At 42.9% G+C, this 13,564-nt stretch carries 10 protein-coding genes; 9 read left to right on the top strand and 1 reads right to left on the bottom strand.

Annotation, left to right across the window (positions count from 1 at the left end):
- Positions 1-9 precede the first annotated feature (9 nt).
- From DFP95_RS17225 to fliT, 3 genes are read left to right on the top strand one after another with little or no spacing between them, the layout of a single operon-like run.
- Positions 10-1,080 (top strand): glycosyltransferase family 2 protein, encoded by a 1,071-nt coding sequence (locus DFP95_RS17225; RefSeq protein ID WP_115993893.1) that lies wholly within the window; start codon positions 10-12, stop codon positions 1,078-1,080.
- 5 nt (positions 1,081-1,085) lie between these two features.
- Positions 1,086-1,478, top strand: coding sequence for a flagellar export chaperone FliS (gene fliS, locus DFP95_RS17220; protein ID WP_115993892.1), 393 nt, complete (start codon positions 1,086-1,088; stop codon positions 1,476-1,478).
- Positions 1,471-1,800, top strand: coding sequence for a flagellar protein FliT (fliT, locus tag DFP95_RS17215; RefSeq protein WP_115993891.1), 330 nt, complete (start codon positions 1,471-1,473; stop codon positions 1,798-1,800). The genes fliS and fliT overlap by 8 nt, the downstream gene beginning before the upstream one ends.
- Positions 1,801-1,826: 26 nt before the next feature.
- Here the strand turns inward: fliT and DFP95_RS17210 are convergent, their stop codons facing one another.
- The gene (locus DFP95_RS17210) at positions 1,827-3,743 is read right to left on the bottom strand and encodes a glycosyltransferase family 2 protein (RefSeq protein WP_181907482.1); all 1,917 of its coding nucleotides are present in this window, start codon (positions 3,741-3,743) and stop codon (positions 1,827-1,829) included.
- Between the two features lie 189 nt (positions 3,744-3,932).
- On the opposite strand from DFP95_RS17210, the gene fliB reads away from it, so the two are divergent.
- From fliB to DFP95_RS17180, 6 genes are all read left to right on the top strand, one after another.
- Positions 3,933-5,168: a flagellin lysine-N-methylase gene (gene fliB, locus DFP95_RS17205; RefSeq protein ID WP_147304179.1), complete on the top strand. Its 1,236-nt coding sequence runs from the start codon at positions 3,933-3,935 to the stop codon at positions 5,166-5,168.
- Positions 5,169-5,650: 482 nt separating this feature from the next.
- Entirely contained in the window at positions 5,651-6,694 is a 1,044-nt protein-coding gene (locus DFP95_RS17200) for an NAD-dependent epimerase/dehydratase family protein (RefSeq protein ID WP_115993888.1), read from the top strand.
- A 38-nt stretch (positions 6,695-6,732) separates the two neighbouring features.
- Positions 6,733-9,369: a hypothetical protein gene (locus DFP95_RS28955; protein WP_181907481.1), complete on the top strand. Its 2,637-nt coding sequence runs from the start codon at positions 6,733-6,735 to the stop codon at positions 9,367-9,369.
- A complete protein-coding gene (locus tag DFP95_RS17190; RefSeq protein WP_115993887.1) occupies positions 9,366-10,082 on the top strand; it encodes an IspD/TarI family cytidylyltransferase in 717 nt (238 codons plus the stop codon). The genes DFP95_RS28955 and DFP95_RS17190 overlap by 4 nt, the downstream gene beginning before the upstream one ends.
- An 18-nt stretch (positions 10,083-10,100) precedes the next feature.
- Positions 10,101-12,224 (top strand): hypothetical protein, encoded by a 2,124-nt coding sequence (locus DFP95_RS17185; protein WP_115993886.1) that lies wholly within the window; start codon positions 10,101-10,103, stop codon positions 12,222-12,224.
- 40 nt (positions 12,225-12,264) lie between these two features.
- Positions 12,265-13,545 (top strand): glycosyltransferase family 2 protein, encoded by a 1,281-nt coding sequence (locus tag DFP95_RS17180; RefSeq protein ID WP_115993885.1) that lies wholly within the window; start codon positions 12,265-12,267, stop codon positions 13,543-13,545.
- Positions 13,546-13,564 lie beyond the last annotated feature (19 nt).

The raw sequence follows: 13,564 nt of genomic DNA, 5'->3' as shown, positions 1-13,564 counted from the left end.
AGGTTTTGAATGAAAAAGATTGCTTTGGTTGTCATTGCCTTGAACGAAGAGACGAAAATTCGGCGTTGTTTGGAGAGCGCTATCCCGTTCGTAGATGAAATGGTAGTAGTGGATACGGGTTCGATCGATCGAACCAAAGAAATTGCTCGCGAGATAGGCGCAAAAATATACGATTATCAGTGGAATAATGATTTTGCAGCGGCGCGGAATTTCTCCTTAAGCTGTTCAACTGCAGATTGGTTTCTTGTCCTTGATGCTGACGAATGGATAGAGTCGTTTGATGAGCAGGCAATTCGTAGATTTATTAATGTACCGAGTACCGTTGGAAGAATTAAGAGGGTTAGCCAAACAACGGTCAATGGAGATGTGACTGAAACTAACGACTACATCACTCGTTTTTTCCCCCAGGGAGAGGTATATAAGGGGAGAATTCATGAGCAGGTAGATACGAGTTTATCTCGCTGCCATATTCCAATCGTCATACAACATGATGGATATTTGGAAAGCAATAAGTCAGACCGAAACATCCCGCTTTTACTTTTAGAAATCGAAGATAATCCTGAGGATCCTTACTATTTATTTCAATTAGCCAAGGAGTACAATGGGCTCGAACGATCAATAGAAAGCGAGAGCTACTTTGCAAGAGCATATAGCTTGCTACATGGAAAAGAACGATATGCTCCTAATGTTGTAACTGAATATATCTACTTGCTCAATAAGTTAAAGAAATACTCCGAGGTGCTTGCAATTCTGGAAAGAAACCATGAGTGGCTGAGACTGTATCCGGATTTCCACTTTGCATGCGGGGTATTTTACTTAGATCTAATTCTCAGCGATACCTCCAAATATATATCCAAACTGGCTTCCATCGAACAATCTTATCAATGGTGTCTTGAGATCGGGGAAACGGAACATTATGACAGCGTTAAAGGTACGGGCTCCTTCGCTGCCTATTATAATCTAGGCAATTATTATGAAGTATTAGGGGACCTAGAACGTGCTGTAATTTGTTATCGCAATTCAGCAGACTTAGGGTACCGCAAAGCTGAGCAACGATTATTGAAAATGAATGAGGAGTGAAGAGATTGATATCTACGCCGCATAATAAGTACCAACAATCTTCCGTTCAAACTGCTTCTCCTTCCCAGTTGATTCTCATGTTGTACGACGGAGCAATACGTTTTACCAAACAAGGGATCCACGGTATTAATAATAAAGATTATCAAAAAGCGAACGATAACCTTTTTCGTGCTCAACAAGTCATTAACGAACTAATTGCTTCTTTGAACCATGAATATCCCATTTCAGCGAATCTCCTTGAAATTTATGATTATATGAACCGGAAGTTAATGGAAGCGAATGTGCGTAAAAGCAGAGAAGCGGCTATGGAAGTCATTACATTTCTGAGCGATTTAAAGGAAGCGTGGGTTCAAATTATTAAGCCTAATAATTCCCAGAAGGAATCAATGAATGGATGAATTAATCTTAAAGGTATTAGCGGAGACGAGAAGATTAAGCTCGATAGGGGAAATTACCGAATACGAAGAATTTGAAGATTTTATCGAGTTGAGGCAAGTTCTTACGGATGCAGTTCAAGAACGAGCAGGAAATCTAACGGATGATCAAAAAGCGCGGATAGAAGAATTGCGCTCGTTCGATTCGGCGATATTAAAAGAAATGCAGCGTTTACGTGATGAAGCGATGGATGGAATGAATCGATTGAGTTCATCCAAAAAGCAGCATGCTGCTTATAATAATAGCGGAGTTTACGATAGTTTTATGGTAGACAAGAGAAAATAAAACCTTGGCATTCAGCCAAGGTTTTATTATTTCAAAAGCCTTATTGCGCTGTATTGCGGTTCGATATCCAACAATCGCTTCTTCATCATTTGTTTCTTTATTGGATCCTGACAGGCTTCGTAATATTGAATATAAAGCTTCTTTCGAGAAGGATCGAGATTTATGGCTTTCTCCCAGAGAACTAGAGCCTCAGAAGTCTCCTTTTGAGAATACTTATAGAAGGCCAAGTTAGCATAACTATTTGCGTACATAGCATCATGATCTAACAAATGCTGATAATATTGAAGGGCTGTTTTCGATTGATGCGAGGCTAAGAAAAAATTCGCCAAATAATTTATTACTTTTGGGGTCTCATAGTGACTGAGTGTAGTCTCATAAGGATCCCATTGTTGTAGACTGTATAACTCGCTGATGATCATGCATGCCATTTCCTCAGCTTCATCAGAATGCTCAGGCACGTCTTCGTTTAATAATTGGCTTGTGAATCGGGATAGTAGAACATCGCTTTCAATGAGGGAACTCCATTCTTTAACTTCCCATATGAGAATGCCTAACGCTATTAACCTTTTTACCATTGGATCTTGAAGGATTAGTTCAGAGGTTAGCTTATTTAATACAGATTGAAATAAAGTTACGTTTGAAATGATAAGAGCATATCTCAATTGTTCAGAAGGATTGTATAATCCGCTTAATAATTTATCGTCGCAATAGTGCCGGGCAAGCTCCAGTTTGTTTAGTGAGATGGATAGCTTACCTACGATTGCGTTCGAAGTAATCTCGGAATCAGCTTGAATGAGTTTTTCCAAGATTTGAATGATTATTTCCGGTTTTTCATTTAAAGATGCAATCTCAATAAACTTCCCGATTGACTCCAGATCGCTTTTGTTAGCTATAAGAAGTTTCGCTAAATAGTCTATAGTCGGATTATAGTTCTGCTCATTCTCATTCATAATGGCAAGATTCCAGGTAGGAATTCGAAAACTCAAATCCCCGCTTACAAATACATCTTCCTTTTTCGTCTTTATTTGGTTTTCTGCAATTTTATAAGCTTCTTCGTATTCTTTTTTAGCTAGGGACCAAAACCCGAGCCTTTCCAATACCATTGCATATAAACCCCGAATATCCGGATAATGTAGATATTGCGTAAAATGTTTCTCCATAAAAATAAAAGCATCAATTGCTTTATTAGTACTGAGATAAACCTCTAGCATTGATATGAGATTATGTTTATACCATACTTCCTTTTTGTTCCCCAGCTTTAAAGCTTTCTGGAGATGCTCCAATGCTTCTTCATGTAAATCCATCATAATTAACTGTCGGCCTATCATGCAGTGATCGTAAGGACCAAGCTGGGAATGCTTTTGCATCTCAGAAAAGATGTTCATATTCCGTTCATGTTTGTTTTTGGACTTAATGACATCCTCGGTGTACCCGGAATGATAAATCTTCACGGGTAAAGGTACTACTTTTGTAGTGGGGCTTGAATGGGTTTTCGGTTGCTCATGAATAGGCCGCACGTAACTAATGTTCGAATAATTGGCGAAGACTCGAAAAATAGGTTCCTCGGTTGTTGGTTGATTTCTACCCTTGTAGTTAACGACCTTTAACTGATAAAGAGTATCTGTCCGTGGTTCCACCTTAGAAAGCGAATCTCTTAGTAAAGAGAGATTTGCTTCATCCATATACTCGTCCGCATCAAGAGTGAGTATGAAGCGCCCAGTAGCATATTTAAGAGCTTCGTTTCTTGCCGCGGAGAAATCGTTAATCCAAACGAAATCATAAACATGATTTGTAAACTTTAGAGCGATCGCTTTAGTTGCATCGCTAGAACCGGTGTCAACTACTATAATTTCATCTACGAGGGCGGAAATGCTTTGAAGGCATCGATTAAGAACGGCCTCTTCGTTTTTGACTATCATGCAAACGCTAATGAGCTTAGTCATAGTGCCTCCAGTGAAATTATGCATTAATTAATGATGATAATAGCTTAATATATAATGGCAGAAAACTCCAAGAAATATAAGGGTTTAAGCTGAAAAATAAAGGATTTTGTCGAACATTCGCCGAAATCTTAACGTATTGCAACTTATATCCATTCATCATGAGAAATGACGACGGAAACGAGATGAACTATGAACAATCAAACCCTTCAGCCTGAATATATGAGTATGTTTCGGTGTATTGGCTCAGAATGTGAAGATACGTGTTGCGCAGTCTGGAATGTGGCTGTTGACAGGGAAACTTACCAGAAGTACCAGGGAGTCACCGATTCGGAAATGTCCAAAAGATTAAAGGAGGATGTAGTTCTTAGGAAGAATTCGGAGCGAACGGATCATTCTTATGCCTCTATGAAATTGAATCAGAAGACGGGTTCATGTTCGTTCCTTGATGGGGGTCTATGCGCGATACATGGCAGGCTCGGAGAAGAATATTTATCCTCTACTTGCGCCTCTTATCCCCGGAAAATCAATGAAATCGACGGTGCTCAAGAAATGTCGGCTGTTTTGTCTTGTCCGGCGGCGGCAAGATTGGCTTTGCTGAATCCGAATGGAATCGAATTCGAGTACGTCCAACGCAATGACGCTAGGAATACGCGGGTCAACGTACAGCTGTCTTTAAGTGCACCGGACTTGCCTCTAACGATGACATACTTCTGGGAGTTAAGAGTATTATCGATCGAGATCATGCAGAATCGAAAGTATTCGTTATCCCATCGCTTTATGTTACTTGCCGTTCTTGCCGATCAAGTGGACGAAACCATCCAAAACCAATCGAGTGACGGTCTGCCCCTCTTGATTGAGCGCTTTAGAGAGAATATGGATACGAATCCGGAGCTGACGAACCCGGATGTGTTTCCAATTAATCATTTGTTTCAATTGCGGTTTCTGAACGATATTTTACTAAGCATAACGGAAAATAAGATTTGGACCAATCCGCGTTATAAAGAGTGCCTCGACTCGTATATAAGCGGCATGCAACGTTCGGAAAATGAAGGAATTAATGAGTTGTTGATATTCTTTGAGACTAGTTATGAAAAATGTTACAGCGGATTTTTAAGAGAAAAAGAATATATCTTGGAGAATTATTTGGTTAATTATATCTTCTCTACTTTATTCCCCATATCGGCAAAAGGAAGTATGTTCGATCAAGTATTCTATCTTGGTATACTCTTTTCATTGATTAGGATGCAACTCGTAGGTATATTCGCAAATAGCGACAGCATTTCCGAAGAAGATACTGTGAAGCTTATTCAATCGTTCACCAAGAACTTCGATCACTCTGTTTCGTTTAAAAAAGACCTTTTGAAAAAGTGCGAGCTTGAGGAAGCGACTACTTTGGGACATTTATCTTTGCTTGTCATGTATTAAAGAAATCAAATAAGTGTGTGCCATGTTTATTTCTTTTCGTTTGTCGTCATTTGTCGAGAATAATAGCGTAATCTCATTTAGCTGTAAAGTCCAAGTCGTAAAATGTCGATAAAGAAGGTAGCAAGAGCGCTGAAAGGCGATGATCCATTACGAAATGCTGAAATATAGTCAGAAGGAATTGTCGCGAGCCGAGCTGCGACAAATGCAATTGATTCAAATAGAGTTGCTTGCGGAATTTGATGCCATATGCAGGAAGTATGGGCTAAGTTACATCATTGCGTAAGGAACGCTTTTGGGCGAGGTTCGACATGGTCCGTTCATTCCTTGTCGTGAATGTGGGTTTGAGTTCGATCGGTGGAGCCGATATCGACAATGACGATGTCATCTAGACAGTCGCGAACTTTGAGTTAAAGTCCAAATGGACGTGTAAATAAAGATCGTATTTTGTAAATTCGATTTAGAAGACGCAGGGGGCGAGCTTGTTGTCGCAAATTTTAATGGAGGATATGGATGAGATCGTCTCCGATAGAACTGTACCGTGGCAAGAGCTGCGTGGCCGTACCATTCTGGTTACGGGAGCAACTGGAGCTATTGGTGGTATGCTTGTTCGTGCGCTTTCAGCAGCAAATGTTAGACATGAGCTTAGTCTCGACATTCTCGCCATTGGCAGAAATTATGAACGAGCACAGTCCTTGTTCGGAGATGCTCATGGCGTTCGATTCATTCGGTATGACATTCGCGAGTCGTTGGAAGTAGATCAGTCTATTGATTATATTATCCATGGGGCGGCGATTACACAGTCTGCCGAGATGGTGGCTAACCCTGTAGGTGTAATGGGCACCGCGCTAAGAGGTACGGAGAATCTATTATCGCTTGCCCGAGAAAAGCAAGTTAAGAGTATGGTTTATTTGTCCTCGATGGAGGTTTATGGATTAACAGATCCCGCGCTGCAATTTGTGACGGAGAACGATCTGGGTTACATCAATCTTCAACACCCAAGAAGCAGTTATCCCGAGAGCAAGCGAATGAGTGAATGTTTATGCAACGGTTATTTTGCTCAGTATGGCTCTCCTATAAAGGTAGCTCGCTTGGCGCAGACTTTCGGAGCGGGCTACCCGAGCAATGATCCGCGTATATTTGCGCAATTTGCTCGCAGTTCAATTGCCGGGGAAAATATCGTATTACATACTGATGGTCGGTCACGAGGGAATTATTGTTATATCAGCGATGCGATTCGTGCGTTGCTTCTGCTGTTGTTGAAAGGCGTGAATGGCGAAACTTACAATATCGCGAACCCCGATGCAAGTGTGACCATTCGCGAAATGGCAGATTTGGTCGTGCAAGAAGTTAATGGAGGGCGAATTTCAGTCGATATAGACAAACCGGCTGATATCGACAAGCGTGGATATGCCCCTGATGTAACGATGAGGTTGTGCGCTAAGAAAATCGTAGGGCTGGGATGGACACCTAGATACGGACTCACGGCTATGTACAAACGCATGATTGCCGATTGGCGGGAGAGTTGAATGGCCGCTCTGAGGACGAGTTGGGGAGATGAAGTAGCTTGAGAAAATTTCAGCATGAGAAAGTACTGGAACTCGTCAAGACTTTAAATGAAGCGCATCGTGAACTTATGCGGTTACATGTAGAGCGTAATAATAAGCTATTTGTAGGGCTTCTGGCTGATTGTCAAGAGTTCGCCGTCCAAATCGGCAATTATGTAGAGGGAATCGAAGGAGAAGGAACGGCGACAGTAGCGTTGCTTGAGGAATACTGCGATACTCTGTATTTTACGAGCATCGAGACCCATGACGGTAGTGATAACGCGAGCGCTATTAAGCGGTTACGAGAGCAGTTGGGCAAAATTGAAGATAAAGTTAAGAGTGAATTGATGCCGAATAAAATAGAGATCGCCTTTCTACCTTACAAAGCTAGTATGTGGGACAGCTGTGAATCCGTGTGGCTGGAAGCGAAGGATGACCCGCAATGCGATGCTTACGTCGTGCCGATTCCCTATTATGACAGGATGCCGGGCGGCACGCTCGGGCATATGCATTATGAGGGTAATCAATTCCCGGACTACGTACCGATTGTGAATTGGCAAAGCTACAATATCGAGGAACGTCGCCCGGATGTAATTGTGACGATCAATCCTTACGATGATAATAATCTAGTTACAATGGTGCACCCGAACTACTTTAATAAGCGGCTCAAGGATTTGACAGAACAGCTTGTTTACATTCCGTATTTTGTGAGCATGGACAAGGTTGAGGAGCACTTCTGTACTTGTGCAGGAGTGCTGTTTGCGGATCGTGTGATTGTTCAATCCGACAAAATTAGAGATACATATATTCGCGTGTTAAAGCAATTTGAACAAGCAAATCGCTGTATAGGTCGTTTCGGAAATGTGGAGGAGAAGATCGTTGCGCTCGGTTCGCCGAAGTTCGATAAGGTGGTGAACACGAAGCGCGAATATTGTGTTGTTCCAGATGAATGGCGGAAGCTGATCGAACGGACGGATGGTACGAGTAGAAAAGTCGTGTTATACAACACCTCCCTTGCTGTACTACTTGAGGGGGGCGAGAAGGTGCTAAATAAACTTCGTAACGTATTCGATCGCGTCGAGCAACGGGATGATGTCGTATTATTATGGCGTCCGCATCCTCTTAGCCAGTCGACATATCAGTCGATGCGTCCGCAACTGCGAGAAGAATACGAGCGATTCGTTCAACAGTACAAGCAGCGGCAGATAGGCATTTATGACGATACGGCGGATTTGCATCGAGCCATTGCGATATCTGATGCTTACTACGGTGATATGGGGTCGTTGGTGTCGCTCTATGCGTGCACCGGTAAGCCGATTATGGTGCAATGGATAGATCATTTACCGTTAACGGATAAAAGCGTTCGTGCAAGCATTATACTTGACGACGATCAGTATTGGTGGGTTTCCGTCTATGACTTCAATGGATTGTTCAGAGTAGACAAGCATACGATGATTGCGGAGTACATGGGAAGCTTCGAGGAGGAGAATACCCAGTTTCTCTATCTTGATGCAGTTGAACAGGATAGAAAGTTTTATTTTGCTCCCTTCAACGCCGATCACATTGCGATCTATGACAAGGAAAAGAGTATATTTGAGCAGCTGTCATTTCAAAATAAAGAAAAATTGAACTGGCTCCGACCGGGTGAGAATGAATATTTCAACAGGGTCATTCGATATAAGCGGTATTTGTTCTTTGTAGCGCATATGTACCCTGCAATTATTTGTTATGATACGACAAGTGGTGAGATGACCTATTGTTCAGATTGGCTTGGTCATGTGGAGCATGCAGCCAAGCGGTCACCTCATTGGCTGAATTGGGACCAAACGAATGATTTCGACGGTCTGTTCTGTCCCGGCGGCTTTGTAGTCGGTTCTGAAATCGTTTTAAGCTTATATATGTCGAATGAACTTATGTTCTTTGATATGGAAACCTTGACCTACCAGTTCTATAAGGTCGGCAAGCAAGACGAAAGATTTTTCGGCGTTTGTTATGATGGAGAGCACTACTGGTTAGCAGCAAGAAAAGGCAACTACATCGTGAAATGGAAGCGAGAAACGCAGTCGTATGCAAAAATAGAGTTCCCTGAGTATGTGATAGATGGAAATGCTGTCAATTATCAAGCGGTTATATATGCCGGCGGCTTTGTGTGGTTAATCCCGCATGAAGCAAGTACTGCGTTGAAAATTGATATTAGTAATAATAGCTTTCATAAAGCAAGTGAACTTGATCTTCCTGAAACAGGAAAAAGTATCGCTTATTTTAATGTGAAGCAGTTCGGTGATACGGTTTATGCGCTGACGAGAAACCGTGTTTTACAATGGGACACGAGGAAACATCAGCATAAACTTCATCAATTTTCGATTTCGAACCAGAACGCCCGTTCGGTTATGCGGGCGAGGATGGCGGCGCTCAGAAAACAACCGATGCAATCAAAGAATTTGATGGAGTTGCTGCATAATGAAGCACGCATAAGCCTGGACACTTTTTTGGACTACGTCGTACAGTTTAATCATCTTCCGTTTGCCCTACTCCAGTCCGACAAGCAGATTCAAATGTGCAGTCAAATTGCTAACAATATGGACGGTACATCCGGCAGAGCCATCTACGAACTAAGCAAACAGCTCCCGCAGGCTGGCGGAGGAGGTAAACGATGAATACAGCTCTCATTTTTGCGGGTGGTACGGGACAACGGATGAATTCGCGTGCCAAACCGAAGCAGTTTCTTGAACTGCATGGCAAACCGATTATTTTATATACGTTGGAGCATTTTGAATACCATTCGGAGATCGACAACATCATTGTTGTCTGCTTAGAAAGTTGGATTAATGAGTTAAAGCTATTGCTGCGACGCTATGAAATTGAAAAGGTCAGCCAGATCATTCCTGGCGGCGAGACGGGTCACGAGTCTATTTACAACGGCTTGCGGGCTTTGAGCGGCGTATGCCAAGCAGACGACATTGTGTTGATCCATGACGGTGTGCGACCATTGATCACGGAAGAGTTGATCTCGGAGAACATTTCAAAAGCAAAAAGATTCGGAACGGCGATCACGGTTGAGCCTGCCACGGAAAGCGTTATACAGAGCAGCACGGGAGATCATATTGATGCAGTTCCTCCGAGAGCTAGCATGTTCATAGCCAAGGCTCCGCAAACGTTCCAATTCTCGTTGATTTGGGAATATTACCAAAGGTCACATCGCGAAGGGCTTATGTGTATCGACTCCGCTCATTTACTGAGCCTCTATAAAGCAGAGATGCATACGGTTAAGAGTCCGCCGAACAACATGAAGATTACTTCGCCTGCCGACTACTATATTTTCCGTGCGTTGTATGAGGCGAAAGAGAATCAACAAATTCTTGGAATATAAGTGAGATGGACTGAAAACATGGTGAATGAGAAACAGTATGTGATTGACGCATTCCAGACTTATTTCGGTTCATTTCTGAACAGTCGGTTAGTTATATATGGCATAGGTCAGAACACAAAGCATATTTTAGAGCATTTTACCGATTTCAATATCATTGGGCTGATGGATGAAGCTCGCGCAGGCGAAACCATCTACGGGAAACCAGTTTTTACACCGGATGAGGTTGTGGAGCGGAAGGCCGATCTCGTTGTTATTGTGGCGCGCAGTAATAATGTTCGCATCATCTACCGAAGAATCTCTACGCTAAGTTCGATGCATTCAATCCGTGTATATGACATTCTTGGTAACCAACTTCACATAGATCATCGGAAGATGAAGACTTTTGATTCCTATCGCACGATCAGCGAGGAAGTTTTGAAAGAGAAGATAATACGATCCGAAGTCGTTAGTTTTGATTTGTTCGATACATTGATTATGCGCCGAGCGCTTTATCCGCAAGATGTGTTTCATGTGATGGAAAGCAAAATCAACAATAGTGGATTGGTCCATTACGATTTTGCCAAGGCGCGAATCCATGCGGAAAGAGAGTTGTATGCTGAAGGGGAAAATCCGAAACTAGAGGTGATCTATGGTCGTATACAGGCGATGCTAGGCTTGTCTGATGCTATAAGGTCCGAAATGTTGGATCTTGAGGTCAAAACGGAAGGCAAATTTTTAATTCGGCGGCATAGAATGTGCGAGATATTTGATTTCGTGGTGTCATCTGGCAAAGAGGTCTATCTGGTTTCAGACATGTACTTACCAGAAGCTATCCTACGCTCTCTATTAGACGGGTTGGGCATTCATGTAAAGCCCGGGCATCTGCTAGTTTCTTGCGAATATGGCGTTTCAAAGGGGAACGGCTTGTTCGAAGTTCTGCAATCGATGACGAGAGGTCAAAAAACTGTCCACATTGGTGATAACTATGAAGCGGATGAACTGGCTGCTCGACAATTTGCAATCGAGGACACCTTCCCCCTTAAAAGTGCACTGGCGATGCTGGAGGACTCCTACGCAAGCCAGCTTCTGGAGCATACGAGTACGTTAATAGATCGGCTAGTTATCGGCGAGTTTATCGCGAAGCAATTGAATGATCCTTTCTTGTTTAGCGAAACGGAAGGGAAATTTCGGATCGCGCGAAATTATGATATGGCGTTCTCATACTTTTCCCCGCTTATTTACTGCTTCTTTGGTTGGATGTTGAAGAGGGCGCACGAGCTGCGACTGGACCGAATTCTGTTTAGCGCACGAGATGGCTACCTGTTAGAGGAAATTAGCAGAAGCTTGCGTGGCGCGATTCCCGGGTTCCCGCAAACCTATTATTTCTATACCTCAAGAGCTGCTGCGGTGTTGGCCGGACTGCATGATGACGAGGATATTTTATTTGCTTCAAGGCTGGCTTATTCGGGTTCTTCACAAGAAATGCTTAAGGACAGATTTCGTCTGGCGGACGAGGATATTCAGGAGCGAGGCGAGGAAGAAGACGCCGTATATTTGTTAGGGCACAGAGACGCGATCTTGAAGCAAGGGCAAATCGCAAGAGAAAATTATCGCAAATATTTGCAGACGTTGCCCCTCAAACCAGGCGACCGAGTCGGTTTTTTTGACTTTGTGTCTTCCGGGACCTGCCAGAGGGCATTGTCCAATTTCGTTGATTTTGAGTTGATAGGTATTTATTTCGCTCGTGTAGGCTATGAGACAACGTATAGGCCGCAGACTCCAATCGATGCGATGTACACCGTTCAGAATGTGTTTGAGAAACAGTGGCATTTCATGGACAATTATTTTCTTATGGAGAACGTGCTGACATCCGATGAACCGACTCTGGACGCATTCGATGAAGTAGGGCTTCCTGTATTTGGAGCCGAGCATCGAACGGAGAAGCAATTGGATAATCTGAAAGAGATGCACCAAGCGATAAAGGACTATATGAGCCAAGCGAACTGGGACGTGAGCAATGGTCATGACATTGACCTCGCGATTCCGGATTTGATCTTCCATATGCTGAAGGGTTCGAACAGCGCGATGCATACAGACTATTTTGACTCCGAGAAGTTGGTTGACGAGTTCAGCAATCGAAAGTTTGACTTGCGTGAACCGTAAGCACGACGACAGATATTCACACGGGAGCGGGTACTGATCGATGATGAAGATAAGTGTCATTATTCCCGTTTACAATATGGGGGCATATATAGAAGTCTGTCTAGAAAGCGTAATGTCGCAAACGTTGAAGGAGATAGAGGTCATTTGTATAAATGACGGCTCAACGGACCATTCTCTTAATATATTGCGGAGATATAGCAATATGTATTCGAATCTAGTTGTGCTGGATCAAGATAATTGCGGTGTTGGGGCATCGCGAAACCGCGGATTGTCAATCGCGCGGGGCGAATTTATTGCTTTTATGGATTCGGATGATTTTTATCCTGAGAACGATATACTCGAATGCTTGTACCGTAGTGCCAAAGAGAACAATGTGCTAGTATGCGGAGGTTCTCTTAGCAGATTTGTAGACGGTAAAGTGATAACAGCCTTTTCTCCACGAGATCGCGATTATACCTTCCATGCCGATCAGATCGTGAGTTTTCGAGAATACCAATTTTCTTATGGGTTTACACGATTTATTTATCGATTGGATTTTTTGAAAAAGAACGACTTGTGCTTTCCGCCGTATGGTTATTTCGAGGACCCGCCATTTCTCGCGAAGGCTTTGCATCGGGCTGAAAGCTTCTACTCAATCAAAAAAGTGACGTATTGTTATCGGATCGGGCATAAATTGCTCCGTTTATCGCGGTCTAAGATATTGGATTATGCAAGCGGACTTCTTGATTTGTTGCGTTTTTCAAGCGAGGAGAAGCTCGGCAAACTACATCATAAATTGATCGAAGCCTTGCATGACGATCTCGCTCCTGCCATCTATCGCGCAGCAGAACAGAACGCGGTACCGCAAGAATTGGCTGCGCAAATCAACCGCGCCATTGACATGCCACTATTACATATGGTGGATTTGGAAAGCGATACTATATATTTACTGGAAGGGGACAATATTTCGAGGTACGTCGGGCAAATGCGTGCCAAGGAAAAGGAGTTTGTCGAGCAATTAGTCAAATATAAAGAAATTATTATTTATGGCGCCGGTAAAGTGGGAACAGCGACTGCGGAGTACATTCAAACGCTTAATAGTGTCCATGCCATCTGCTTTGCGGTTACGAAAGGCACGAACAACCCAAGCCGTGTGAATGGTCTGGAAGTGAAATGGATTGATGAGCTTATAAGCTATAAAGAAAATGCACTTATTCTAGTCGCCACCTATCCTTATCTTCATGAAGAAATTCAAAATGCACTATCTCAGTTAGGTTTTCATCATATTTTGCCGATCAATTATCAGGCGTTGCAGTTGTTTGGAATGAGAGCCGACGTTTGACAACTTAGGGGGGGGCATT

The organism is Cohnella lupini (genome assembly GCF_003386205.1).
GTDB classification, from domain to species: domain Bacteria; phylum Bacillota; class Bacilli; order Paenibacillales; family Paenibacillaceae; genus Cohnella; species Cohnella lupini.
The sequence above is the reverse complement of the archived record's forward strand: the minus strand, read 5'-3'. Positions and strand labels throughout refer to the sequence as shown.